The organism is Corallococcus sp. Z5C101001, assembly GCF_007352635.1.
Lineage (GTDB): Bacteria > Myxococcota > Myxococcia > Myxococcales > Myxococcaceae > Corallococcus > Corallococcus silvisoli.
In genome coordinates this window covers 407427-430830 of record NZ_VKLU01000001.1, presented here as the reverse complement: position 1 = coordinate 430830, position 23404 = coordinate 407427, and the positions used below count along the sequence as shown (strand labels likewise).

Below are 23404 nucleotides of genomic sequence, written 5' to 3'. Positions count from 1 at the left end.
GCTCAGGCCTTGCCGTCCATCTCCGCCAGCTCCATGCGCCAGTGGCCGCGGTGCTCGTACGCCTGCCCCAGCTGGTCGTTGAGGGCGGCGAGCATCTTCGTGTTCCCCTCCTGCTCGTAGCCCTTCAGGGCCTCCTCGCAGGCGGGCACGCGCGACAGGAACGTCTTCAGCGCGTCCAGGCTCAATTCCTTCACATACATCCCGTACCCCAGCTTCTCCAGGTACAGGGCATTGAGGACCTGCTCGAACTGGCCCCCCACCGGGATGCTCAGGAGCGGCTTGTGCAGGTAGACGGCCTCGCTCATCAGCGTGTAGCCGCCGCCCGCCACCACGGCCCGCGCGGTGCGCAGGTCGTCGATGAAGCCCGCCTCGCTGAAGGGCCGGTAGGTGAGGTTGCCCTCCACCACGTCTTCCTTCAGGTCGCGCCGCAGGCCATACACGCGGCACGGCACGCCGGACTGCTTGAGGATTTCGGGCAGGTGCGTGTTCGTGGTCGCCGTCTGGTACACGAGCAGGTGCTCGCCCCGCTCCGGCTTCGCCGCCAGGATTTCCGGCCGGAGGATGGACGGCGCCAGCGTGGTGCGGCGCTTGCGCACGGGCGGGTAGAAGAACGTCGTGGCCAGGTAGTGGAAGGCCCCGGGCAGCTTCGCCTTCACGATGGCGCGCGTGGCCTCGAAGCTCTCCTCGTGGCCAGCGAGCAGCGCCGGGTCATGCTGACAGCGGTTGATGACCTGCATGTTGTCCACGCTGATGACGGGCAGCCGGTGGTTCTTCGCGAACAGGTAGCTGAACGTCTCGAAGTCGCTCACCACCACGTCCGGCTGGAAGCCCTCCACCAGGTCGAAGTACTGGCGCACGTTCTGCGGCCAGCCCTTCACGGCGCCCTGCAGGTTCTGCAGCACCGTCTGCCATTTCTTCACCGAGTTCCCCTCGTAGGCGATGGTCAGCCCCCAGATGCCGTGCACGTTCTGGAAGCGCTGGGCCAGGTAGCTCTGCGCCCGCCCCGACACCACGATGTGGACCTCGTGCTCCTTCGTCAGCGCCTCGAGCAGCACGCGCGAGCGCGTCGCGTGCCCCATCCCTTCGCCGACGACCCCGTACAGGATTCGCATGGTCCGGAAGCATACGCCCGGGACGCCCTCCCCTGTCCCCTCCAGCCCGCGTCGGTGCTACGCCTCGGGGCCATGACCTCCCTGCCCTCGCCCCGGGGTGCCTCCGTCCTGCGCGCCGCGCTGTTCGGCCTGCTGACGGCCCTTCTGCTGGGGGGGCTGGCCTTGCTGGCCCTGGGCGCCAAGGCCGTCTTCGTCCCCGCGGACTGCGCCGGCCTGTCCCCCCAGGAGTGCCAGCTCGACCGGGAGACCGACCGCGACCTGGGCCGCGTCCAGACCTTGTCCGGCGGTGCGCTCGTCGCCCTGGGCGCCGCCCTCTTCGCCCTCACCCGCCCCCGCCCTCCCCCCGACGACGCACCTCCTGGCGATGACGATGCCAGCGTTTGAGAGCCCAAGGATTTCGCCGCGGCGCGCAACCCGTCACCCGCGCCTCCACGAAGTGCTACTAATTACCACTGGCCCGGCCATTAGGTTTGAGGGTAGGAGACGGCCTTATGCAGCTCGAATCGTTGAAGATGTTCTGTGACGTGGTCGAGACGGGCTCGTTCTCGCGCGCGGCGCAGCTCAATCACGTGACCCAGTCGGCGGTGAGCCAGCAGATCCGCGCGCTGGAGAACCGCTATGAGCAGAAGCTGCTCTCGCGCAGCGCGCGGCAGGTGACGCCCACGCCGGCGGGCGAGCGCCTGTTCCGGGGCTGCAAGGAGATCCTGGCGCGCTTCGCGGAGGTGGAGCAGGAGATCCGCGAGCAGGCGACGGAGGTCCAGGGCGCGACCACCGTGTCCACCATCTATTCGGTGGGCCTGCACGAGCTGAACGCGGTGCAGAAGCAGCTCCTGAAGACGCACCCCAAGGTCAACATGCGCCTGAACTACCGGCGCAATGATCAGGTGTACGACGACGTCATCCTGGGCGCGGCGGAGATTGGCATCGTGGCCTATCCGCAGCCGCGCGCGGGCGTGGACATCCTGCCGTTCCGCGACGACAAGCTGGCGGTGGTGTGCGCGCCCAACCACTCGTTCGCCACCAAGGCGAAGGTGAGCCTCACCGCGCTGTCGGGCGTGCCCTTCATCGCCTTCGACCGGGAGGCCCCCACGCGCAAGGCATTGGACCGCCTGTTCCGCGAGAAGAACATCGACATCACGCCGGTGATGGAGATGGACAACGTGGAGACCATCAAGCGCGCGGTGGAGATGGGCCTGGGCGTGGCCATCCTCCCGCTCGCCACGGCCCACGCGGAGATCAAGGGCGGCTCGCTGATGGCGAAGCCCTTCGCGGAGGGGCCCGTGTCGCGCCCCATCGGCCTGCTCATCCGCAAGGGCAAGTACCTGGACCGCGCGTCCGCCGCGGTGCTGGAGGCCTTCAAGCAGGCCGCCCTGATTCCGCAGGAGGACTGAGGCGTCCTCCCGCGGTGGGCGCGCGGGCTCAGTACAGCTTGCGCAGCCGGGCGGCGAAGAAGCCGTCGTAGCCCTCCGGCCCCGGCAGCGTGCGCAGCCACGCCTGGGCGAGCGGCAGCTTGAGCCCCGGCAGCACGGGCGGCTCCGCCGTCCACTCCGGGTGGCTCCTCAGGAACATGTCCACCTGGTCCTGGCCCTCCTGCGGCTCCGGCGTGCACACGGCGTAGACGAGCAGTCCGCCGGGCGGCACCGCTTCCTGGCAGTTCTCCAGGATGCGCCGCTGGAGCGCCGCCAGCCGCGCCACGTCCTCCTCCTTGCGCCGGTACCTCAGCTCCGGGTGGCGGCGCAGCGTGCCCAGCCCCGAGCACGGCGCGTCCACCACCACCGCGTGGAACTCGCCCCAGGCCTCGGGGAAGGGCTCCGCGGCGTCGTGCGCGAACGCCTTCAGCCGGCCGGACAGCCCCAGCCGCTGGGCCTCCCCTTCAATCTTGCGCAGCTTGTTGGCGTGCAGGTCCACCGCGACGACGTCGTGCGTCTCCGCCTGGTGGCAGGCCTTGCCGCCCGGCGCGGCGCACGCGTCCAGCACGCGCGCGGACTCCGGGATGGCGCCGTAGACGCCCACGAGTTGCGCGGCCTCGTCCTGCACCTGCCACAGCCCCTCCGCGTAGCCGTACACGTCCTCCACCCGGCCCACGGACGGCAGGATGATGCCCACGGGCGAGGACTCCGTGGGGCGCGCGTCCACGCCCACGTCCTTGAGCTGGGCGAGCAGCGCGTCGCGCGTCACCTTGGAGGTGTTGGCGCGCACGACGACGGCGGGCGGCAGGTTGTTGGCCACGAGCATCGCCTCGGCGCGCTCCCGGCCGAACTGGCGGATCCACCGCTCCACCAGCCAGCGGGGGTGGCTCTCGCGCACGGACAGGTACTCCACCGCGTCCGTCCGCGCGGGCAGGGGCGGCGAGGGCAGCTCCGACAGCTTGCGCAGGATGGCGTTGGTGAAGCCCGCCGCGCGCCCCAGGCCCACGTCCTTCAGGGCCTGGACGGTCTCCGCCACGGCGGCCCGCGCGGGCACTCGGGTGTGGAAGAGCTGGTACGCGCCGACGCGCAGCGCCGCCAGCACCTTGTCCTCCAGGGCGTCCAGCTTGCGGTCCGCGAAGCGGGTGATGGCGTAGTCCAGCGCGAGCTGCCGCCGGGTGGTGCCGTAGGCCAGCTCGGTGACGAACCCCGCGTCGCGCGGGTCCTTGGGCGGCGTCTCCGACAGCACCGTGTCCAGCACCACGTTGAGGTAGGCATCCGTGGCGCGCACGCGCGACAGGATGTTGATGGCGAGGATACGGGCGTTCATCCTTCTTCCAGCCGGGTCATCAGGTCCACCAGTTGCTCGTCCGACATCCGGGTCGCGGGAAGATGGGACAAGGTGAGGCTCTGGAGGCTGTCCTCCAGCAGCTCGCGGTGGCCGCTCTCCGCCGGCTCACCACGCTGGACCTGCTGATACTTCGCGCGGGCCCAGGTGGCCAGCTCCGCTTCACTGAGCCGCCCCGCCAGCCGGTCCGCGATCTTCTGGCGCACGAGCGCCCGCGTGAGCAGGTCCGACGCGGGCAGGCCCCCCGCCTTCGCCGCGCGCCCCAGGGACTTGCCCGCCCGGCCCTCCTGCTTCGCTTCGGTGGAGGACGCGGCCTTGCGGCCCAGCGTCTTCAGCGGCCCTCCGGCCTCCGCCGTGCGCGCCAGGGAGCGCGCGGGCGCGGCCACTGGCGCCGGAGCCCCACCCTTGAGCGGGTGCACGCGGCCCACCAGCTTCGGCCTGGGGCGCTCCTCCTCCTCCCCACCGCCCTTGCCCTTGCGGCGGCCCAGCGTCTTCAGCGGCCCGGGGATGGCGGGGTGGAAGATGCCGCTCGCGAAGGTCTCCAGGGCCTGGATGTACGGGTCGAACCCGTGCAGCCCCAGCACCTGCATCGCGCACGCCTCGGCCACCACGGACTCGCGGGCGGGCGGCTTGAGCAGCACCTCGATGGCGGGCAGGCCCACCGCCTCCAGCGCCTCCTTCAACGCGTAGGACGTGAAGAGGCCCGCCGGGTTGATGAGGACGCCCTCCACCCGCTTGCGCTCGGCGTGCAGCGTGTCGATGAGGACGCCTTCGTGGTTGGACTGGACGATGGTCAGCTCCAGCCCCAGCTGCTTCGCCTTCGCGCGCAGCGCCGCGTCCAGGTCCGCCAGCCGGCCCCCCGCGACGTCCTCGCGCTCCCCCAGGAGGTTGAGGTTCGGCCCGTGCAACACCAACAGCTTCATGCCCATCCGTGAGACTCCCTGCGGCAAGGATTCCACATGGCGCACCGGGGCGCGCTCACGACGTGAACGGCTGACTGCCCGGCTGCAATTTGTTGCCGGACAAGAAGTCGCCCGCGCGCATCACCCGCTTGCCCTCTGGCTGGACCTCCAGGAAGACGAGCGAGCCCTCGCCGCACGCGACCTCGATGCCCTCCGGCCCCGCGGACAACACCGTGCCGGGCTCGCCTTTTCCCGCGGCGGGCCGCATCCGGTGCACCTTGAAGACCTTGCCCGACAGCAGCGTGTACGCGCCGGGCCACGGGGTGAAGGCGCGCAGCCGTCGGTCCAGCTCCACCGCCGGCTTCGTGAAGTCCAGCTTCGCGTTCTCCTTGTCGATGATGGGCGCCAGCACCATGCCCTCGGAGGGCTGGGGCTGGGGCGTCAGCTCCCCGTTGAGATAGCGCGGCAGGGACTCCCGCAGGAGGTCTCCGCCCAGCGCGGACAGCTTCGCGTGCAGCGTGGCGCTCGTCTCATCCGCGGCGATGGGCAGCCGCTTCATCGCCAGCACGGGCCCCGTGTCCAGGCCCTCGTCCATCACCATCAGGGACACGCCCGTCTCGCTGTCGCCGTGCGCGATGGCCCACTGGATGGGCGCGGCGCCCCGGAAGCGCGGCAAGAGCGACGCGTGCACGTTGACGCAGCCCTTCGCCGGCAGGGACAGCAGGTCCCTGGGGAGGATCTTCCCGTAGGCCGTCACCACGCAGACGTCGGGGGCGTACTGGCGCAGCTCCTCGGAGAAGGGCGGCGTGCGCAGCTTCTGCGGCTGGAGCACGGGGATGCCCTTCTCCAGCGCGCGCTCCTTCACGGGCGGCGCGGTGACGGCGTTGCCACGGCCCTTGGGCTTGTCCGGCTGGGTGACGACCGCCACGACGTCACCCACGTCGAAGCAGGCCTCGAGCGAGGACACGGCGAACTCGGGCGTGCCCATGAAGACGATGCGGGGTCGGCTCATGTGAGGGGAATCTCTTGAAAGAAAGGGGGGAAGAGGTTGCGTCCGGGCTCACGCCACGGACTTGAAGGCGGCGGGCGGCGCGGAGGTGTCCACCGCCTGCCGCTTGCGCGTGCGCAGCGCCTCCAGCGTGGACAGGGCCTCGCGCGCCTCGGGCGTGGTGGCCACGTCCTTGAGCGCCGCCAGGGCCTTCTCCAGCGCCAGCGCTTCGTCCGCCTCGCGCTGGCGGATCCGGTCCACCGCCTCGCTGAAGCGCGCGAAGAAGGCGCGCAGCTCGTCCTTGCGCCGCAGCGGACGCAGGCGCGGATAGCGGCCCGCCGCGAGCGCCGCGACGTAGAGGCTCATCACATGGACGGGGCCCGCCACACGGTGCGTGAAGAGCAGCCCGAACAACCCCAGCGCGATGCCCAGGCCCACGGTGGCGACGCCGGTGAGCCACCAGAGCGACTCCTCGCCGGACAGCCCGCCTTCGGCCGCCATGCGGTTCACCTGCTGCGCGAGCACGCCGAACAACAGCATGCTCCCGGCGCCCATGCCGGTGAGCAGAAGGATGTATTTGAGCTGGAATTCGCGGTCGAGCAGGTACGTCCGGCGCGCAAGGGCCGGACGCGACGCGTTACGACTGTCTTCGGCATGGGCCATGTCGTTGACCAGCGTACCCCAGGAGGTGGTGGAGGTTTGCGTCCTTCGTCAGGAGAGGTCTACACCCAACGGAAGCCCAGACTCTCGGACGCAAAGGAGCCCCATGTCCCGCTCACTCGTCGCCCTGTCCCTGGCGGTGTCCTGCCTCGCACTTGGAGGCTGCAAGAAGGAGGACCCCAAGACGCCGGAGTACTGGCAGTCCAGCCTGGAGGGGGCGCGGCGGCCGGACGACCGGGTGCGAGTGATTGAGTCCATGCGCACGTCGGGCAACGTCAACGAGCAGTTCCTGCCCTTCCTGCACGCGCGCCTGTCCTCGGAGCGCAAGCCGGAGGTGAAGGCGGCGGTGGCCCGGGCGCTGGGCGACCTGCATCACCCGACCTCGCTGGAGCCGCTGACCGCGGCGTTGGACCCGGGGGCGGCGGACGTGCCCGCGCAGCAGGTGAACAAGGCGGTGGTGGGGGCGCTGGGGCGCATCGGGGATGCGCGCGCGGTGCCGTCGCTGGTGCCGCTCCTGCGCAGCAAGGACAACTACACGCGCATCGAGGCCATCCAGGTGCTGGGCGCGCTGAAGGCGACGCCCGCGGTGGATTCGCTCATCCAGCTGGCGACGGACGAGGCCGCGGAGCCCTTCCTCAACAAGAAGGCCATCGAGGCGCTGGGCCAGATTGGCGACCCGCGCGCGGTCCCCGCGCTGATGCGCACGCTGACGAAGGAGCGCCGGGGCGTGTCCTTCTACGTGGAGAGCAGCTTCGCGCTGTACCAGCTGGGCGCGCCCGCCGCGGAGGCGCTGCTGCCGGTGCTGGATGGCAAGGACGCGGAGCTGCTCTTGTGGGCGAAGGCCCAGGGCGTCAACCCCGCCAGCTACCCGATGAAGGCCGCGCAGGTGCTGGGTGACCTGCGGGAGAAGCGCGCGGTGCCGTCGCTGGTGAAGCAGCTGTCGTTCACCCATTCGGATCCGCAGATCCAGGCGCTGGTGCGGATGCAGGCGGCGGACGCGCTCGGGCGCATGCGGGCCCCGGAGGCGGTGAAGCCGCTCACGGCGCTCGTCGCGGAGCCGGACCCCACGGTGCGCGACGCGTACGTGCGGGCGCTGACGCTGGTGGGCAGCCGGGACGCGATTCCCGCGCTGGAGAAGGCGGCGGGCAGCGGGGACTGGTACGCGCGCGAGGTGGCGGTGAAGGGCATCGCGCTGATTGGAGATGCGCGCGAGCAGCCGGTGCTCGCGAAGCTGGCCGCCGCGGAGCCCGCGCGCACCGCGGCGGACTGCAACGCGACGGGCGAGGAGGGTTGCGAGGATCCCGCGGCGCTGGGCAAGAAGCGCGCGGACCAGCTGCTGGGCTATGGGGCCGTGCTGGAGGCGGTCCAGGCGTGTACGGGCAACGCGGGCTGCTGGTCGCAGCGGATCCCCAAGGCGGACGCGGTGCTGTTGCAGCGCGCGGCGCTGGAGGTGGGGCGCGCGGGGAGCGCGGAGCAGGGCCCGGCGCTGGCGGCGCGGCTCACCGAGCGCGACACGGAGGTCCGCGCCACGGTCATCCAGTCCGTGGACTGGCTGACGGACGCGCCCGGCGCGGCGAAGAAGCTCCGCGAGGCGGCCCTGCCCGCGCTGAGGAAGCAGTTGGAGGATGAGAAGGGCAACTCCAACTTCGTGCGCGTGAACGAGGACCTGCGCCGGCTGCTGGTCAAGCTGGAGCGGGCCTGACCGGCCCCCGGCGCGTCTTCCGCGAGAGCCCGTCGCATCCCGGGTCACGCGGAAGACACGCCGGATGCCGCGTCGCGAAGGGCCCGCATCCGGCGCCCCGCCCGCTCCCGAGCCCCGCGCTCCCGCGGCGGAAGGCCCCGCGCCAGGGGGCGGGAGCCATGCGCTTCCTCCTTACCTCCAGGCCGCGCCCTTCGCGGGTCACGTGGGAGCGGGCCCCGCCCCATCCCCCGAGGCCCGCAGCGCGGGCGGCATGCGCTCCACCGCGTGGTGGAGCACGCCCAGCTGGCGCACCAGCCGCGTCACCTGCGTGCGCGCCAGCGCGTCCGCGCCCTCCACCGCGGGCGCCTCGTGCCTGAGGCGTGAGGGCACGCGGCGCGACACGAGCGCCGCGGACAGCTCCGCCAGCGCATCCGACGCATAGCGCGACACCGGCCCCAGGTCCGGCCCCGGGTGCCAGACACGGCTCGCCGCCAGCGCCGTCACCGCCGCCGTGAAGCGCCGCGCGAAGGTGATGAGCGCCATCCCGGGCTCCAGCTCCTTCGCCGGCCCCTTCCACTCGCTGAGCAGCCGCTGGAACGACGCCTCCGCGGCCAGGAGCGCCACGCCCACCTTGCGCCGGGCCTCGCGCAGCGCCGGCTCCGAGGGCACCGGCGTCCGGGCCACCTCCCGCAGGTAGTCCCGGTCCGCCTCCAGCACGCTGGCCACCTCCTCCGGGAAGCGCGCATGCTCCGGGCTGGGCCAGAGCAGCCGGATGCCCAGCAGCGCCAGGCCGCCCCCCAGCAGCGTGTTGAGGATGCGCACCCCCGCGAGCGTCCAGTCCCCGGTCTGGATCTCCGCGAGCAGCACCAGCGCGGGCGCCAGCAGCACCTGGAAGACGGTGAAGTTGAGGGGCCGCACGCTCACCGACACGCAGATGAGCACCACGATGGCCGTCAGCACCATCCACCGCGCGGGCAACACGTGCACCAGCCCCATGGCCAGCACGCTGCCCACCAACGTCCCCGCCACGCGCTGCAGCCCCTTCTCCGTCGTCAGCCCCGCGTACGGCTGCAACACGACAATCACGGTGATGGTCACCCAGTACCAGTGGTTGAGCCCCAGCCCCTCCGCGACCGCCGTCGCCACCGTCGCGGTGAGCCCCAGCCGCAGCGCGTGCCGGAAGACCACGGACTCCGGCGTCAGGTGGTCCCGCAGCACCTCCCACCACGAACGCGGCCGCGCCTCTTCCGGGGCGAAGGGCTTCGTGTCGCGCTCGGGCAGGGGCTCGCCGCTCTCCAGCCGCGAAGCCACGTCCAGCGCCACGGCGCTGTACTCCCGCAGCCGCCCCAGCAGGCCCGCGCCGTGCGAGTACTGCGAGCGCGCCGGCTCCGGGAGGCCCCCCTCCGACTGGATCATCCGCGTCACCCGCTCCGCGTCCCACGACGTCGGCGCCGGCACCGAGCCCCGCACCAGCGCCCCCACCACGCCCCGCAGGTCCACCGCCAGCGCCCCCAACGCATGCTGGGCCTCGAGCCGGACCTTCCGGCAGGCCCCCTGGCGAGGGGCTTCATCCAGCGACTCCGACATCGCCGTGAGCAGCAGCGACAGCGCGTCCGCGTCCTCCAGCAGCACCAGCAGGTGCTCTCCCCGGCCGCTCTCCTCCTGCCGCCCCTGGCGCGTGGCGCCCAGCGTGGCGCGCGCCGTCTCCAGCGCCTGCCGCATGCTCGCGGCCCGCTGCACCGCCGCCCAGGAGCCCACCCGGGAAGGGCCCTCCATGGGCCAGCCCGCCACCGCGTCCGCGACCTCCGCCAGCTCCTCGTAGCAGGCCGCGATGGCCAGCCGCGCCGGGCGGTAGGGCCGCAACGGCCACAGCACCAGCGCCAGGAACATGGACCACAGGCCGCCCGCGACGAAGTACGCCGCCTGCAGCAGCACCCCTTTCAGCCCGTGGGACGGCAGCGCCAGCGACACCACGAACAGGTTGGCCAGCAGCATCCCCACGATGCCCGGCACCTCACCGTAGCTGCGCGCGAAGCCGCACGCCGTCACCCAGAAGAGCGTCAGCGCCACGTCCACCCAGAGGGGGCTGGGCAGCGCGACGACGAACCCCACGATCGCGCCCAGCACCGTCATCGCGCCCATGGCCCGCGCGCGCGTGCGGTACGGCCCGCCCTTGTCCACCAGCGCGACGAAGAGCCCCGCCATGCCCGCCCACGACGCCTGCGGCATCTTCAGCAGCGCCGACACGAGCAGCGGAATCCCCAGCGCCAGGCCCGTGCGCAGCCCCGCGGCCACCGCCGGCTGGCCCGGCTGGAAGCGGAAGAGCCCGGCCACGTGGCGCGGCAGGTGCCCCCGGGCAAGCCTCCCTCGGGGCGCCACCCACCCTTCGGCCCCCGTCTCGCCTGGCACCCCGCGCATCCCCACTCCTTCCCGCCAAGAACGCCCTCGGGAAGAAGATGGGGCGCGCGAGCGCCGGACACCGCCCCTGCCCGCCATCAGGCTCGGCGGACGGGCGACGGAGGGCCGGAGCGTCAGCTCCGCTGGGCGTAGTACTCGACGATGAAGGGCTCGTTCACGTCCACGGGGATCTCCTCGCGCTCGGGCAGGCGCACGTAGCGCATGCCCTCTCCCTCGCCCAGTACCTGCACGTACGCCGGCACCTGGCGGCCCTTCATCCGGCTGAAGGCCTCCTGCACCACCGGGAGCTTCAGGTGCGAGGAGTGGAAGCGCACCTCGTTGCCGGGCTTGAGCCGGAGGCTGGGGATGTCCGCGCGGCGGCCGTCCACCTGGAAGTACCCGTGGCGCACGAACTGCCGCGCCTGACGGATGCTCGTGGCCAGCCCCGCGCGCAGCACCATCGCGTCCAGCCGGCTCTCCAACAGCTGCATCAACACCTTGCCGGTGTTGCCCGGGGACCGGCGCGCCTCCAGGAAGGCGCTGCGGCACTGCTTCTCCAGCAGCCCGTAGTACAGCTTCAGCTTCTGCTTCTCCCGCAGCCGCTGCGCGAAGTCGCTCACCGAGACCCGCGCCGTCGCCCCGTGCTGGCCCGGCGGATACGGCCGGCGCAGCACCGGATCCTTGTCGGGGTCCTTCGCGCTGATGCGCGAAAGCGGAATCCCCAACCGCCGACACAGCTTCCCTCGCGGTCCCAGTTCACGTGCCACGGCGTGCTCCTCCGGACTTCCTGTTGGCTCGAGCCAAGTTGAAGTTGATAATCACTATCAATTTCAATACCCGCAACGGCGGCAGGCGGTCAAGCGTCCAGACACGGGGTGTGGGTGGACGCACGGAGCGGATCAGGCCGAAAATGAACGGAAATAGAACCCGCGCTCCGGCCTCCCTACCGGTCGGAATGTTGCCGTGCGGTGGATGTGGGACGAACACTTCAACCGTGAATTCATGAGTTTAAGCCCTCTCATGACCGTGTACGCAGCCACCCACACGCAACATCCGGGCGGCTGACACGAGAATCAAATTGTCCGCGTCACCTTCCCCCTGAGACCACCCCATGGCCCTGCGCACCGACCTCTCGAAGCCCGTTGTCGCCACCCAGAACCGCACCGACACCCCGGCGACGAACACCGTCGCGAAGAACAAGGGGCCGGTGGGCATGAGCTCGCAGTCCAGCTTCAGCACCGGGGCGCCCGCCAAGGCGAAGGCGACGGTGGCGCTGAACGGCGTGGGCGCGAAGCTGACGCCGGGCCCGGTGGACCTGACGAGCCCGCAGGCGCAGGAGGCCGTGCAGAAGACCGTGTCGTACGTGAACCAGAAGAACCCGCAGCTGACGGGCATCACGGGCGGCGCGTCGTTCTCGCCGCGCTCGGTGGAGCGGGATCAGCTGGGCATGACGCACGTGCGCATGGACCGCATGCACGAGGGCGTGAAGGTCGCGGGTGAGCAGGTCATTGGCCACCTGGACGCGAAGGGCCAGTTCGACAGCCTGACGGGCGACGTGTCCAACATCCCGGTGGGCCTGGGCAAGGCGCCCACGAAGCTCTCCGCGAAGGACGCGCTGTCGGTGGCGCAGAAGGACTTCGCCGGCGACACCACGCGCGCGCCCACCGCGGAGAAGGTCATCGTCAAGGGCAAGGATGGCCAGTACCGCGCCGCCTTCCACGTGACGCTGACGGACACGTCGGTGTCCAACGGCAAGGACCCGCGCTCGATGAACTACTTCATCGACGCGAACACGGGCGAGTCCATCAAGCAGTACAACACCATCAGCCACTTCGACCGCGCGGAGGCCAAGCGCCCGGGTGGCACGACGGGCACGCCTCCGAAGACGCCCACCCCCACGCCGGCCCCCAAGCCGGGCACGGGCCGCGTGGCGGACGACCAGACGATGTACAGCGGCAAGGTCGACCTCCAGACCACGAAGAACAAGGACGGCACGTACTCGCTGGAGGACAAGACGCGCGGCAAGGGCATCGTGACGTACGACGCGAAGAACCAGGAGAACGCGTCGGGCACCACGGGCTTCACCGACAAGAACGACGTCTGGGGTGAGAAGACCGACCCGGCTCGCGCCGCCGCCGCGGTGGACGCGCACTACGGCGCGGAGATGACGTACGACTTCTACAAGGAGATCCTCGGCCGCGACTCCATCGACGGCAAGGGGGAGAAGCTCATCTCCTACGTGCACACCGACAAGAACCTGGTGAACGCGTTCTGGGACGGCGAGAAGATGCAGTACGGCGACGGCGACGGGAAGGACTCCGGCCCGCTCACCACGCTGGACATCGCCGGCCATGAAATCAGCCACGGCCTCACCGAGCGCACCGCGGGCCTGGAGTACGAGGGCGAGTCCGGCGGCCTCAACGAGTCCTTCAGCGACATCATGGGCACGGGCGTGGAGTGGTACGCGAGCCAGAAGAACAAGGCCGTGAAGTTCGACTGGTCCGTGGGCGAGGACGCGTGGACGCCCAACAACGGCGACAACACGGACGCCCTCCGCTACATGAACGACCCGACGTCGGACGGGTACTCCATCGACAACTACAAGAACTACCCGAAGCAGACGGAGGTGCACGGCTCCAGCGGCATCGCCAACAACGCCTTCTACCTGCTCACCGAGGGCGGCAAGAACAAGACGTCCGGCCTGGAAGTGAAGGGCGGCATCGGCATGGAGAAGAGCCTGAAGATCTTCGGCCGCGCGCTCACCACGTACATGACGCCGCAGACCAACTTCTCCCAGGCCCGCGCCGCCACCCTCAAGGCCGCCACGGACCTGTACGGCAAGGACTCCACCGAGGTGAAGAAGGTCGCGGACGCCTGGACCGCCGTCGGCGTGAAGTAGCCGCCGTCCCATGATTCAAGGTCCGGACGGGAGCGCCCCCCTCTCCCGTCCGGGCCCGTCGCGCTTCCGCTACTGCTTCGCCAGGGCCGACCGCTGCTCCGCCTGGGCGTCGCGCACGTGCTCCCCGGAGACGTCCACCGTCACCTGGTGCAGCGTGCCGGTGAACTCGAAGGGCGCGGTGTAGAGCTGGCTCACGGCCGAGCTCTCATCCCGGCCGCACGTGAGCCCCTCCCCCAGGCTGATGGCGAGCGGCATGGTCGCGTCGATGGTGCTCTGGGCCACCAGCTCTCCGTTGATGTAGAGCCGGCCGCGCCCGGGAGTGCCCCGCCCCACCGCCAGGTCGGGCTTGCCGGTGGGCTCGAACTCGAACTTCAGCTCCGAGCGCCCCTCCGGCACGTCCACCGCGGACTCGATGTGGAACTCCTGTTCGCCGACGAAGTTGTAGACGTAGTGCAGCTTCCGGTCCTGGATGAAGAGCGTGTAGCCCCCGGTGAGGCCGCCGTGGCTGAGCAGCACGCCCTCCGTCCCGGCGTCCACCTCCGCGTCGGCGATGATGGCGTGGGGCCGGTTGAGCACGTGCACCGCCACGTTCTCCGGCGCGGGCGACGTGTGCGGGCGGTACACGTAGCGCTTGCGGTCCTTTGTCAGCTGCGGGCGCTCCAGCGCGAACACCTCGCGGGTCGGCGACGCGAGCGGCAGCACCTGGTAGCGCCCGGCCTCCGTGTACCAGAGGGCGATCATCTCGATGAGCTTGCCCCGGTGCTCCTCCGCCACGTTCCGGGTCTCCGCGGCGTCCTCGGCCACGTGGTACAGCTCCCAGCCGTGCGCATCCAGCTCGCGCAGCCGGTCCTCGTCGAGCATCGACTCGCCGAACGCCTCGCCGGCCTCCGTGAAGGACGGGCCCGGGAACGGGCACACCGCGCGCCAGCCGTCGTGGTAGATGGCGCGCGAGCTGAACATCTCGAAGTACTGCGTGCGGTGACGGCTCTTCGCCTTCGCGTCGTTGAAGGTGTGCCGGAAGCTGACGCCTTCGATGGGGGACTGGGTGACGCCGCGAATCTCCCCCGGCGCCTCCAGGCCCAGGCAGTCCAGCACCGTGGGCACCAGGTCGATGGCGTGCGCGTACTGCGTGCGCACCTCGCCCTTCGCCCGGATGCCCTTGGGCCAGTGGACGAGGAACGGATCCGTGGTGCCGCCGCGGTACGTCTCCCGCTTCCAGCGGCGGAACGGCGTGTCGCCCGCCCAGGCCCAGCCCCACGGGTAGTGGTTGAAGTGCTTCGGACCGCCCAGGTCCTCCATCGCCGCCAGGTTCTGCTCCAGCGACTCCGGCGTGTTGTTGAAGAACTTCAGCTCGTTCACCGAGCCGTGCGGCCCGCCCTCGGCGCTGGCCCCATTGTCGGACAGCACCATGATGAGCGTGTTGTCCAGCTCCCCTGACTCCTCCAGGAACTTCAGGAGCCGGCCGATGTGGTGGTCCGTGTGCTCCAGGAAGCCCGCGAACACCTCCATCATCCGCGCGTAGAGGCGCTTCTCCTCCGCGGGCAGTGAATCCCACTGCGCCACGTCCGGATCATGCCGGGACAGCTTCGTGCCCTTGGGGAGGACCCCCAGCTCCAGCTGCTTCTGGAACACGCGCTGCCGGTAGGCGTCCCAGCCGTCGTCGAACTGGCCCGCGTAGCGGTCCGCCCACTCCTGGGGGACGTGGTGGGGGGCGTGCATGGCGCCGGTGGCGAAGTAGAGGAAGAAGGGCTTGTCGGGCGCGACCTGCTTGGTGTCCGCGATGCAGTCGATGGCGCGGTCCACCAGGTCCGGGGTGAGGTGGTAGCCCTCCTCCGGCGTCGCGGGCGGGCGGACGGTGTGGTTGTCGTGGACGAGGTCCGGGTAGTACTGGTGGGTGTCTCCGCCCAGGAAGCCGTAGAAGCGCTCGAAGCCGCGCCCCAGCGGCCAGCGCGAGTACGGTCCGGCGGCGCTCGTCTGCTCCGCGGGGGTCAGGTGCCACTTGCCCAGGGCATACGTGTTGTAGCCCGCCTCCATCAGCATCTCGGAGAGGAAGCCGTTCTCGAACGGGATGGTGCCGTTGTAGCCGGGGTAGCCCAGCGACGTCTCGGTGATGGTGCCCATCCCGTTGGAGTGGTGGTTGCGGCCGGTGAGGATGCACGAGCGCGTGGGCGAGCACAGCGCGGTGGTGTGCATGTTGTTGTAGAGCAAGCCGCGCTTCGCCAGCCGGTCCAGGTTCGGCGTGCGGATGGGCGAGCCATAGCAGCCCAGGTGCCCGAAGCCCGTGTCGTCCAGGATGATGAAGAGGACGTTGGGCGAGCCGGGTTTCGAGCGCAGGGGCGAGGGCCACGCGGGAGACGACTGCTCCCAGGTGCGGCCGATGACGCCAGGGAAGGAACTGCCGGGCTTGTATTCCTTGAGGGACATGAGCGAGCGCGCCTCCACGCGAAGCGAAGCACCGCCCGGCGGGCCCGCGACCCACGGGCCCACCGGAAACGGCTTCGTCAGCAAGAGGTGCATCGTCCTTGAGGACAGTGAATCTGCCCTCTGGACGGAGCCGGGCGGCCCCAGGCCCCGTCCGCTTCCTCCCGCCGCGCGACGCCCGCGCCGGCTCAGGTCACGGGGAAGGGATTGCGCTCGGCGAACTGCCGCTGGTGGAAGTACGGGTACGGCCAGGGCACGGTGCTGGCGGCGTCCAGCGTGGCCACCTGCGCGGGCGTGAGGTTCCAGCCGAGGGCGCCCAGGTTCTGGCGCAGCTGCTCTTCATTGCGCGCGCCGATGATGACGTTGGCCACGGTGGGCCGCTGGAGCACCCAGTTGAGCGCCACCTGCGGCACCGTCTTGCCCGTCTCCTTGGCCACCGCGTCGAGCGCGTCCACCACCCGGAACAGGTGCTCCTCCGGCACCTGCGGGCCGCCGCTCGCGGTGGCGGGGTTGTTCAGGCGGCTCGTCTCCGGACGCGCCGCGCCCCGGCGCAGCTTGCCGGTGAGCCGGCCCCAGCCCAGCGGGCTCCACACCACCGCGCCCACCTTCTGGTCCTGCGCGAGCGGCATCAGCTCCCACTCATAGTCGCGGCCGACGAGCGAGTAGTACGCCTGGTGCGCCACGTAGCGCGCCAGGTTGTAGCGCTCCGACACCGCCAGCGACTTCATCAGGTGCCAGCCGGAGAAGTTGGAGCAGCCGATGTAGCGGATCTTCCCCGCGCGCACGAGGTCATCCAGCGTGTTGAGCGTCTCCTCCACGGGCGTCGTCGCGTCGAAGCCGTGGAGCTGGAACAGGTCGATGTAGTCCGTCTTCAGCCGGCGCAGGGCGACCTCCACCGCGCGGGTGAGGTGGAAGCGCGAGGAGCCCACGTCATTGGGGCCCGGGCCCGCGCGGAACGTGGCCTTGGTGGAGATGAGGGCCTGGCCCCGCCGGCCCTCCAGCGCCTTGCCGAGGATCTCCTCCGCGAGCCCGCCGGAGTACACGTCCGCGGAGTCGAACATGTTCACGCCCGCCTCCAGCGCGATGTCCACGAGCCGCGTGGCCTCCTTCACGTCGCTGGAGCCAAAGCCCTTGAAGAAGTCCCCCGCGCCGCCAAACGTGCCCGTGCCCAGGCTGAGGACGGGGACCTTGAAACCAGAACCACCGAGCTGTCGGTATTCCATGACGTTCACCTCGTGACGAACCGGAAAGAATGGCGGCCCAGGTAACGACCCGTGGCGCGGCGCGCAACCGTCTTCGCGCACCGCGCGTCGTGCTTGAAGCGGCGCGAGGGGACGCCCATCATGCGCGCGCCTTCCCGGCCAGGGAGGCGGGGGTTTTTCCGCCACGTGAGTACGTCCGCGCCAGCATCCGGCCGCCCGGCTTCAGGGGCTCCTGGAGCAGGGGCCTTCGCCGCCATCCTCCGCGCCCTGGGTTACCTGCGCCGCTACCGGCTGGACGCCATCGGGGCGCTGCTGTCGCTGCTGCTGGTGTCGGTGGCGAACCTGGGCGCGCCGCAGATGATCCGCATCGCCATCGACCAGGGGCTCGCGCGGGGCGAGCAGGGGCCGGTGTGGCTGGCGGTGGGAGGGCTCATCGCCATCGCGCTGGGGCGGGGCCTGTTCAACTTCCTCCAGGGCTATCTCGCGGAGCGCGCGTCGCAGGGCGTGGCGTTCGACCTGCGCGACGCGCTCTTCGCGCGCATCCAGCGGCTCTCCTTCAGCTACTACGACCAGGCGCAGACCGGGCAGCTCTTGACGCGGCTGACCAGCGACGTGGAGGCGGTGCGCACCTTCGTGGGCAGCGGCGTGGTGCAGTTCGCGGCGGCGGCGGCGATGCTCGTGGGCTGCTCGGGGCTGCTGGTGTACCTGGATCCGGTGCTGGCGCTGGCGGCGCTCGCGGCCGTGCTGCCCATCCTCGTGGTGCTGCGCGCGTTCGTGATGAAGATGCGCCCGCTGTTCGGCCAGCTCCAGGCGCTGCTGGGCACGCTCAACACCACGCTCCAGGAGGACCTGCGCGGGCTGCGGGTGGTGCGGGCCTTCTCCGGCGAGGCGCGGGAGCAGGAGCGCTACGGCAGGACGAACGCGGAGCTGCAGGAGAAGAACCTGCGGCTGGTGGACGTGCTGTCCAGCAACTTCCCCTTCGTCACCTTCTTCGCCAACCTGGGGACGCTGATGGTGGTGGGCGTGGGCGGCTGGCGCATCTTCCACCAGCGGCTCACGCTGGGGGAGCTGGTGGCCTTCAACAGCTACCTGGCCTTCCTGTTGATGCCGCTGATGACCCTGGGCTTCATCGCGGCCAGCCTGTCGCGGGCGAGCGCCTCCGCGCTGCGCGTCTTCGAATTGCTGGACACGGCGGTGGAGGTGACGGACCGCCCGGGCGCCGTGCCGCTGCCGCCGCTCCAGGGCCGCATCGAGCTGCGCGACGTGCGCTTCCGCTACGCGGGCAGCGACCGGGAGATCCTGCGCGGCGTGAGCGTGACGCTGGAGCCCGGGCAGTTGGTGGCGCTGCTGGGCACCACCGGCTCCGGCAAGAGCACGCTCATCAACCTGCTGCCCCGCTTCTACGACGTCACCGGGGGCGCGGTGCTGCTGGACGGCCACGACGTGCGGGACGTGACGCTCTCGAGCCTCCGCTCGCAGATGGGCGTGGTGTTGCAGGACGCGCTGCTGTTCTCCGGCACGGTGCGCGACAACATCGCCTACGGCCGTCCGGACGCCACGCAGGCGCAGGTGGAGGAGGCGGCCCTGGCGGCCCAGGCGGCGGAGTTCATCCAGGAGCTGCCCCAGGGCTACGACACGGTGGTGGGCGAGCGGGGCGTGGGGCTGTCCGGTGGACAGCGGCAGCGGCTGGCCATCGCGCGGGCGCTGCTCACGGATCCGCGTCTGCTCATCCTGGACGACAGCACCTCGGCGGTGGATGCCCGCACGGAGACCGCCATCCAGGGGGCCCTGGACGCGCTGATGCGGGACAAGCGCAGGACGGCGCTGGTCATCGCCCAGCGCATCAGCACCGTCCGGGACGCGGACCTCATCCTGGTGCTGGACGAGGGCCGCATCGCCGCGAAGGGGCGGCATGAGGAGCTGATGGCCACCAGCGAGCTGTACAACGACATCCTCGGGTCGCAGCTCCTGCCCGCGCGCCAGCAGGGGACGACATGAGGCGGCCGGGCAGCATCGAGGCGCTGGCGGAGCTGGAGACCGGCCGCGCGCTGCGGCGCGGGAAGGTGTTCCGGCGGCTCATGGGCGAGATGCGTCCGTACGCGCGCACGCTCGCGGCCGCCATGGCCTTCATCCTGGTGGGCGCGGCCTGTCAGGCGGTGGGGCCCTATCTGGTGAGCCGGGCCATCGACCGCGACATCGGCGCGGGCGACGGCTGGGGGCTGCTGCGGACGTTGACGGCGCTGCTGGCGGTCTACGCCGTGGGCGCGCTGTCGCAGCGGGCGCAGACGCGGCGCGTGGGCCACACCGGGCAGCGCGTGCTGTCGGACCTGCGCCTGCGCCTCTTCGAGCGGCTCCAGCGCCTGCCGCTGGCCTGGTTCGACCGCCGGCCCCTGGGCGACCTGATGAGCCGGCTGCTCAGCGACGTGGACACGCTCAACCAGCTCTTCGCGCAGGGCATGACGCAGCTGCTGGGGTCGGTGCTGGGCCTGGTGGGCGTGCTCATCGCGATGCTGGCGCTCAACGCGCGCCTGGCGCTGGCGTGCTTCTCCCTCATCCCCGCCATCGTGTTCACGACGTGGTTCTTCGCGGCGCGGGCGCGCAACGCCTACCGCAAGACGCGCCAGACGGTGGGCGACGTGACGGCGAACCTCCAGGAGGAGATTGGCGGCGTGCGGCAGGCGCAGGCGTTCAACCGCACGGAGAAGAACATCGAGCGCTTCCGCGACCGCAACGCGGCCAACCGCGACGCGAACGTGGCGGCGGTGGGCATCACCTCCGCGTTCTCGCCGGCCATCGACCTGCTCTCCACGCTGTCCACGGCGCTGGTCATCGGCTACGGCGGGGTGCTGGCGCTGGACGGGCGGCTCACCGTGGGAGGGCTGGCGGCGTTCCTCATCTACGTGCAGCAGTTCTTCCGGCCGGTGCAGCTGGCCGCGTCGGTGGCCACGCTGGCGCAGTCCGCGCTGGCGGGGGCGGAGCGCATCTACGGCATCCTCGACGAGGCGCCGGAGCCGCCGGACGCCGAGGGCGCCGTGACGCTGGGGCCGCCGAGGGGCGAGGTGGTGTTCGACGCGGTGTCCTTCGGCTACGACCTGGAGCGGCCGGTGCTGCGCGACGTGTCCTTCCACCTGGAGCCCGGCCAGACGCTGGCGCTGGTGGGGCGCACGGGCGCGGGCAAGACGACGGTGGCGAGCCTCGTCCCGCGCTTCTACGACGTGACGGCGGGCGCGGTGCGCATCGACGGAGAGGACGTGCGGCGGGTGACGCGCGGCAGCCTGCGCCAGCGGATGGCCATGGTGCTCCAGGAGCCCTTCCTCTTCAGCGGCAAGGTGGCGGACAACATCGCGTACGGCAAGCAGGGGGCCACCCGCGAGGACGTGGAGGCCGCGGCGAAGGCGGTGCACGCGCACGACTTCATCACCCGGCTGCCGCAGGGCTACGACACCGTGCTGGGCGAGGGCGGCGCCACGCTCAGCCAGGGCCAGCGGCAGCTGCTGGCGTTCGCGCGCGCGGTCATCGCCGATCCCCGGGTGCTCATCCTCGACGAGGCGACGGCGAACGTCGACACGCGCACGGAGGGGCTCATCCAGCTCGCGCTCGGGAAGCTGCTCTCAGGCCGGACGAGCATCGTCATCGCGCACCGGCTCAACACCATCCGCCACGCGGACCTCATCCTGGTGCTGGAGCATGGCGCCGTCGTCGAGCGCGGCAACCACGACGAGCTGCTGGCGAAGGGCGGCCTCTACGCGGAGCTGTACCACCAGCAGTTCCGTGACACGCCGGAGACGGTCAAGGCCCTGGGCTGACCGCTCGCGAGAGGGCTCCACGGCGCCGCGCCGGGGCCGCCCTCACGCCGCGGCGCATCTGGCTTGCACGGCCCCTCTTCCCCCGTTACCCAGCGGGCGAGGGTGCGGCCCCGGCGGCCCGCGCTTCGCGGCGGCGGTCGCCATCTCCAGCATTCATTGCGGTGGAGAGCGGCCCGCATCCTCTTCAACCTCCAGGGAGCAGGCATGGCAGGCAGTCGAGGGACAGCGTTGGTGACGGGTACGTCCGCGGGAATCGGCGCGGTGTATGCGCGGCGGCTGGCGGGGCTCGGGTATGACCTCGTCCTCGTCGCACGGCGGGAGGAGCGGCTGCGGGCGCTCGCGGCGGAGCTGACGGCGGCGCACGGCGTCCGCGCGGAGGTCCTGAGGGCGGACCTCACGGCGGACGCGGACATCCACCGGGTGGCGGCGCGCGCGGGGGGCGAGGACCTCACCCTGCTCATCAACAACGCGGGCGTGGGAGGGTACGGGCCCTTCGCGCAGGTGGAGCCGGACGCCCTGGAGGGGCTGGCCCACCTGCACATCCTGGCGCCCATGCTGGCCACGCGCGCGGCGCTGCCCGGCATGCTGGCGCGGGGACGGGGCGCGGTCATCAACGTCGCCTCCCTGCTCGCCTTCTCCGGCGCGATGCCGCCGGGTCCCCTCCCCCACCGCGCCACCTACGCGGGCGCGAAGGCGTTCCTCGTCCACTTCACCCGCACGCTCGCGGGCGAGCTGCGCGGCACGCCGGTGCGCGCGCAGGTCGTCTGTCCGGGCATGACCTTCACGGAGTTCAACGGCGGCTATCCCGGCACGATGTCGCCGGAGGACGTCGTCACCGCGTCGCTCGTGGCGCTGGAGCGCGGGGAGACGGTCTGCGTTCCGGGGCTGGCGTCCGCGGAGGCCGTCACCGCCCTGGAGCAGGCCGAGGCCGGGATGCTGCGGGGCGGCCAGTACACCCTCGCCGAACGCTACCGGAGCCCCGGCACGACCTGAGCCAGCAACGCATTTCCTGCACATGCATCCATTCCTGGTGAACCCTGCACGGAGGAAGCACCCATGAGCGGCACTTCAACGCGTCCCGCGGAAAAGAGTGGCACCTTCAAACTGGGCGGAGACCTGCCCATCCACCGCCTGGGCTACGGCGCCATGCAGCTCACCGGCCCCGGCATCTGGGGGCCGCCCAAGGACCGGGCGGAGGCGGTGCGCGTGCTGCGCCGCGCCCTGGAGCTGGGCGTGGACTTCATCGACACGGCGGACTCCTACGGCCCCTACTACAGCGAGGAGATCATCGCGGAGGCCCTGTCCCCGTACGCCAAGGGCGTGGTGGTGGCGACCAAGGCGGGTCTGGTGCGCACGGGCCCCAATGAATGGCATCCCGTGGCCGCGCCGAAGTACCTGCGCCAGGAGCTGGAGATGTCCCTGCGCCGGCTGAAGCTGGAGCGCATCGACCTGTACCAGCTGCACCGCATCGACCCGAAGGTCCCCGTGGAAGAGTCGCTGGGTGAGCTGAAGGCGCTCCAGAAGGAGGGGAAGATCCGCCACATCGGCCTGTCGGAGGTGTCGGTGCCGGAGATTGAACGGGCGCGCAAGGTGGTGGACATCGTGTCGGTGCAGAACCGCTACAACCTGACCGACCGCGTGCACGAGAAGGTGCTGGACTACTGCGAGAAGGAGGGCCTGGGCTTCATCCCCTGGTTCCCGCTGGCGACGGGGGGACTGGCGAAGGCCGGGGGCGCGCTGGACTCCGTGGCGAAGAAGCACCACGCGGCGCCCGCGCAGATCGCCCTCGCGTGGCTGCTGGCGCGCTCGCCGGTGATGCTGCCCATCCCGGGCACGTCCTCCGTGAAGCACCTGGAGGAGAACCTCGCGGGCGCGGAGCTGAAGCTCGGCAAGGAGGAGCTGGCGGCCGTGGACGCGCAGGCGGCAGGGCGCTGAGGCGGCCCGGCTACTTCCGCTTCACGTAGCGCAGGAGGAGCGTCACCAGCTCCTCCTGGAGCAGCCCCTGGGACAGGGCCTCGGGGCGCTCCACCACCGCGCGGTGGAGCACCGCGTGCGACACCGTGTCGATGAGCCACAGGGCCAGCTCCGGGTCCGGCACGTCGGTGCGGAAGTGGCGGAGGGCGTCCAGCATCGGCGCGTCCTCCGGCTCCCATTTCCGGGCGCGGCGCGCGGGCAGCTCCTCCGTCAGCGCATGGTGCAGCTTCGGCGACACCGCGTGGGCCGCGAAGCCCAGCGCCACCAGCGTCCGGATGAGGTCCTCCAGGGTGTCGAAGCCGCGCGTCGCCAGCACCTCCCGAGCCGCCTCGCGCTGCGCCTTCACGTGCCGGCGCGACACCTCCGCCACCAGCGCTTCCTTGTTGGGAAAGAACTGGTACAGCGACGCCACGTTGACGCCCGCGCGCTCCGCGATCCGGTTCGTCGTCAGCTTCGCGGCGCCGTCGCGCACCAGAATGTCAGCAGTCGCCTGCACCAGCGCGTCCACCGTCGCGCGCGAGCGCTCCTGCGTGGGCATCTTCCGAGGAGAGAGCTTCGCGCGCGGCATGACGGACTCCTGGAGCGGGAACGCAAGCTGACAATATAAG

Annotated in this window: 18 protein-coding genes; 8 read left to right on the top strand and 10 right to left on the bottom strand. The window is 71.1% G+C overall.

Annotation, left to right across the window (positions count from 1 at the left end; all coding sequences use genetic code 11):
* Nucleotides 1-2: 2 nt before the first annotated feature.
* Nucleotides 3-1112, bottom strand: a complete 1110-nt coding sequence (locus FOF48_RS01785) for an MJ1255/VC2487 family glycosyltransferase (RefSeq protein WP_143898093.1) — start codon at nucleotides 1110-1112, stop codon at nucleotides 3-5.
* A gap of 72 nt (nucleotides 1113-1184) precedes the next feature.
* Between FOF48_RS01785 and FOF48_RS01780 the strand changes: the two genes are divergently transcribed.
* Both FOF48_RS01780 and FOF48_RS01775 read left to right on the top strand, forming a co-directional pair.
* Nucleotides 1185-1496 (top strand): hypothetical protein, encoded by a 312-nt coding sequence (locus FOF48_RS01780; RefSeq protein WP_143898091.1) that lies wholly within the window; start codon nucleotides 1185-1187, stop codon nucleotides 1494-1496.
* Between the two features lie 107 nt (nucleotides 1497-1603).
* Complete coding sequence (locus FOF48_RS01775) at nucleotides 1604-2503, top strand: LysR family transcriptional regulator (protein WP_143898089.1); 900 nt, start codon at nucleotides 1604-1606, stop codon at nucleotides 2501-2503.
* Between the two features lie 28 nt (nucleotides 2504-2531).
* Here FOF48_RS01775 and rsmB read toward each other — a convergent pair whose 3' ends face one another.
* The 4 genes from rsmB to FOF48_RS01755 are packed head-to-tail and all read right to left on the bottom strand — an operon-like array spanning nucleotide 2532 to nucleotide 6419.
* Nucleotides 2532-3848, bottom strand: a complete 1317-nt coding sequence (gene rsmB / locus FOF48_RS01770) for a 16S rRNA (cytosine(967)-C(5))-methyltransferase RsmB (RefSeq protein ID WP_143898087.1) — start codon at nucleotides 3846-3848, stop codon at nucleotides 2532-2534.
* Nucleotides 3845-4795, bottom strand: coding sequence for a type II 3-dehydroquinate dehydratase (locus FOF48_RS01765; RefSeq protein ID WP_186001725.1), 951 nt, complete (start codon nucleotides 4793-4795; stop codon nucleotides 3845-3847). Before FOF48_RS01765 ends, rsmB begins: the two co-directional genes overlap by 4 nt.
* A 49-nt stretch (nucleotides 4796-4844) precedes the next feature.
* Nucleotides 4845-5780, bottom strand: a complete 936-nt coding sequence (gene fmt, locus FOF48_RS01760) for a methionyl-tRNA formyltransferase (protein ID WP_143898085.1) — start codon at nucleotides 5778-5780, stop codon at nucleotides 4845-4847.
* A gap of 48 nt (nucleotides 5781-5828) precedes the next feature.
* Entirely contained in the window at nucleotides 5829-6419 is a 591-nt protein-coding gene (locus FOF48_RS01755) for a signal protein (RefSeq protein WP_143898084.1), read from the bottom strand.
* A gap of 103 nt (nucleotides 6420-6522) precedes the next feature.
* On the opposite strand from FOF48_RS01755, the gene FOF48_RS01750 reads away from it, so the two are divergent.
* The gene (locus FOF48_RS01750) at nucleotides 6523-8118 is read left to right on the top strand and encodes a HEAT repeat domain-containing protein (RefSeq protein WP_143898083.1); all 1596 of its coding nucleotides are present in this window, start codon (nucleotides 6523-6525) and stop codon (nucleotides 8116-8118) included.
* 198 nt (nucleotides 8119-8316) lie between these two features.
* Here the strand turns inward: FOF48_RS01750 and FOF48_RS01745 are convergent, their stop codons facing one another.
* Nucleotides 8317-10515: an FUSC family protein gene (locus FOF48_RS01745; RefSeq protein ID WP_143898082.1), complete on the bottom strand. Its 2199-nt coding sequence runs from the start codon at nucleotides 10513-10515 to the stop codon at nucleotides 8317-8319.
* 113 nt (nucleotides 10516-10628) lie between these two features.
* A complete protein-coding gene (gene rpsD, locus FOF48_RS01740) occupies nucleotides 10629-11261 on the bottom strand; it encodes a 30S ribosomal protein S4 (RefSeq protein ID WP_143898081.1) in 633 nt (210 codons plus the stop codon).
* Between the two features lie 344 nt (nucleotides 11262-11605).
* On the opposite strand from rpsD, the gene FOF48_RS01735 reads away from it, so the two are divergent.
* Nucleotides 11606-13393 (top strand): M4 family metallopeptidase, encoded by a 1788-nt coding sequence (locus tag FOF48_RS01735; RefSeq protein WP_143898074.1) that lies wholly within the window; start codon nucleotides 11606-11608, stop codon nucleotides 13391-13393.
* Between the two features lie 69 nt (nucleotides 13394-13462).
* On the opposite strand, the gene FOF48_RS01730 is transcribed toward FOF48_RS01735, so the two are convergent.
* Both FOF48_RS01730 and FOF48_RS01725 read right to left on the bottom strand, forming a co-directional pair.
* Nucleotides 13463-15910, bottom strand: coding sequence for an arylsulfatase (locus FOF48_RS01730; protein ID WP_255441809.1), 2448 nt, complete (start codon nucleotides 15908-15910; stop codon nucleotides 13463-13465).
* A gap of 92 nt (nucleotides 15911-16002) precedes the next feature.
* Nucleotides 16003-17037 carry an aldo/keto reductase gene (locus FOF48_RS01725; RefSeq protein WP_143898072.1) on the bottom strand — a complete coding sequence of 345 codons (1035 nt, stop codon included), beginning with the start codon at nucleotides 17035-17037 and terminating at the stop codon, nucleotides 16003-16005.
* A 165-nt stretch (nucleotides 17038-17202) separates the two neighbouring features.
* On the opposite strand from FOF48_RS01725, the gene FOF48_RS01720 reads away from it, so the two are divergent.
* The 4 genes from FOF48_RS01720 to FOF48_RS01705 all read left to right on the top strand — a co-directional run bounded on the left by FOF48_RS01720 (nucleotide 17203) and on the right by FOF48_RS01705 (nucleotide 22757).
* Nucleotides 17203-19014 (top strand): ABC transporter ATP-binding protein, encoded by a 1812-nt coding sequence (locus FOF48_RS01720; RefSeq protein WP_143898069.1) that lies wholly within the window; start codon nucleotides 17203-17205, stop codon nucleotides 19012-19014.
* Nucleotides 19011-20822 (top strand): ABC transporter ATP-binding protein, encoded by a 1812-nt coding sequence (locus tag FOF48_RS01715; RefSeq protein ID WP_143898067.1) that lies wholly within the window; start codon nucleotides 19011-19013, stop codon nucleotides 20820-20822. Before FOF48_RS01720 ends, FOF48_RS01715 begins: the two co-directional genes overlap by 4 nt.
* Nucleotides 20823-21026: 204 nt before the next feature.
* Nucleotides 21027-21815, top strand: a complete 789-nt coding sequence (locus FOF48_RS01710) for an SDR family oxidoreductase (RefSeq protein WP_143898066.1) — start codon at nucleotides 21027-21029, stop codon at nucleotides 21813-21815.
* Between the two features lie 63 nt (nucleotides 21816-21878).
* The gene (locus FOF48_RS01705) at nucleotides 21879-22757 is read left to right on the top strand and encodes an aldo/keto reductase (protein ID WP_143898064.1); all 879 of its coding nucleotides are present in this window, start codon (nucleotides 21879-21881) and stop codon (nucleotides 22755-22757) included.
* Nucleotides 22758-22767: 10 nt separating this feature from the next.
* Here FOF48_RS01705 and FOF48_RS01700 read toward each other — a convergent pair whose 3' ends face one another.
* The gene (locus FOF48_RS01700) at nucleotides 22768-23364 is read right to left on the bottom strand and encodes a TetR/AcrR family transcriptional regulator (RefSeq protein WP_186001724.1); all 597 of its coding nucleotides are present in this window, start codon (nucleotides 23362-23364) and stop codon (nucleotides 22768-22770) included.
* Between the last annotated feature and the right edge of the window lie 40 nt (nucleotides 23365-23404).

Bases quoted from the DNA above. Each gene is read 5' to 3' on its own strand.
- FOF48_RS01765 (WP_186001725.1), bottom strand. From the start codon at position 4,795: ATGGGCATGAAGCTGTTGGTGTTGCACGGGCCGAACCTCAACCTCCTG.
- FOF48_RS01710 (WP_143898066.1), top strand. From the start codon at position 21,027: ATGGCAGGCAGTCGAGGGACAGCGTTGGTGACGGGTACGTCCGCGGGA.
- FOF48_RS01715 (WP_143898067.1), top strand. From the start codon at position 19,011: ATGAGGCGGCCGGGCAGCATCGAGGCGCTGGCGGAGCTGGAGACCGGC.
- FOF48_RS01725 (WP_143898072.1), bottom strand. From the start codon at position 17,037: ATGGAATACCGACAGCTCGGTGGTTCTGGTTTCAAGGTCCCCGTCCTC.
- FOF48_RS01730 (WP_255441809.1), bottom strand. From the start codon at position 15,910: ATGCACCTCTTGCTGACGAAGCCGTTTCCGGTGGGCCCGTGGGTCGCG.
- FOF48_RS01785 (WP_143898093.1), bottom strand. From the start codon at position 1,112: ATGCGAATCCTGTACGGGGTCGTCGGCGAAGGGATGGGGCACGCGACG.
- FOF48_RS01755 (WP_143898084.1), bottom strand. From the start codon at position 6,419: ATGGCCCATGCCGAAGACAGTCGTAACGCGTCGCGTCCGGCCCTTGCG.
- FOF48_RS01705 (WP_143898064.1), top strand. From the start codon at position 21,879: ATGAGCGGCACTTCAACGCGTCCCGCGGAAAAGAGTGGCACCTTCAAA.
- FOF48_RS01750 (WP_143898083.1), top strand. From the start codon at position 6,523: ATGTCCCGCTCACTCGTCGCCCTGTCCCTGGCGGTGTCCTGCCTCGCA.
- FOF48_RS01700 (WP_186001724.1), bottom strand. From the start codon at position 23,364: ATGCCGCGCGCGAAGCTCTCTCCTCGGAAGATGCCCACGCAGGAGCGC.
- fmt (WP_143898085.1), bottom strand. From the start codon at position 5,780: ATGAGCCGACCCCGCATCGTCTTCATGGGCACGCCCGAGTTCGCCGTG.
- FOF48_RS01735 (WP_143898074.1), top strand. From the start codon at position 11,606: ATGGCCCTGCGCACCGACCTCTCGAAGCCCGTTGTCGCCACCCAGAAC.
- FOF48_RS01745 (WP_143898082.1), bottom strand. From the start codon at position 10,515: ATGCGCGGGGTGCCAGGCGAGACGGGGGCCGAAGGGTGGGTGGCGCCC.
- FOF48_RS01775 (WP_143898089.1), top strand. From the start codon at position 1,604: ATGCAGCTCGAATCGTTGAAGATGTTCTGTGACGTGGTCGAGACGGGC.
- FOF48_RS01780 (WP_143898091.1), top strand. From the start codon at position 1,185: ATGACCTCCCTGCCCTCGCCCCGGGGTGCCTCCGTCCTGCGCGCCGCG.
- rsmB (WP_143898087.1), bottom strand. From the start codon at position 3,848: ATGAACGCCCGTATCCTCGCCATCAACATCCTGTCGCGCGTGCGCGCC.